The organism is Streptomyces sp. WM6386, assembly GCF_000972385.1.
GTDB lineage: Bacteria > Actinomycetota > Actinomycetes > Streptomycetales > Streptomycetaceae > Streptomyces.
Genome location: NZ_JXTE01000409.1, coordinates 1 through 548, shown reverse-complemented (window position 1 = coordinate 548; position 548 = coordinate 1). Strand labels below are relative to the sequence as shown.

1 pseudogene is annotated in these 548 nt (G+C 66.8%); it reads left to right on the top strand.

From position 1 onward, the window contains the following. A pseudogene (locus tag TN53_RS41980) lies at positions 1 to 209 on the top strand (hypothetical protein); the annotation flags it as partial. Positions 210 to 548 lie beyond the last annotated feature (339 nt).

Sequence of the window (548 nt, the reverse complement as noted above, 5' to 3'; positions counted from 1 at the left end):
GTGTGGGGCTGGGCCTGGCGGTGGCGCGCGGCTTCGCCGAGGCCATGGGCGGCACCCTGGCCGCAGAGGACACACCCGGCGGCGGACTCACCATGGTCCTCACCGTCCCGGCCGCGTCCGGCCTCACGCCGGTCAGCACCGACCGTCCGGGGACCGCCACTTCGTACGTCCGAACCGGACGAGTAGCGCCCGAGCCGAAAAGGCAATGACCCACCAAACCGTGTGGGTTTCGGTGTGGTGTCGGCCATATTTAGGCGGGTCAGGTGCGGTTCTGGGGAAGGAGACGAGGCCGGCTTTCCGGCCGGCGCCAGGGGCGGAATTTCGCTGTAGGCATGGCCGCCGAACGCTTCGCGAAGTGCCGTTGAGCTGCGGGAATCATCCAACAGAGAAGGCGGGCCACGTTGTTCGGGGCGCTACGGGACCAGAAAGCCGAAGGACCGTGTGCGTTTTGGCGTGCACGCAAAAAAACCCTCCTTCACGCCGTCCATGCGTTTCCAGTCCGGTTGCGGCTGCTCTTGTTCCCACAGCCTGCGCCCCCTCTTCTTGCT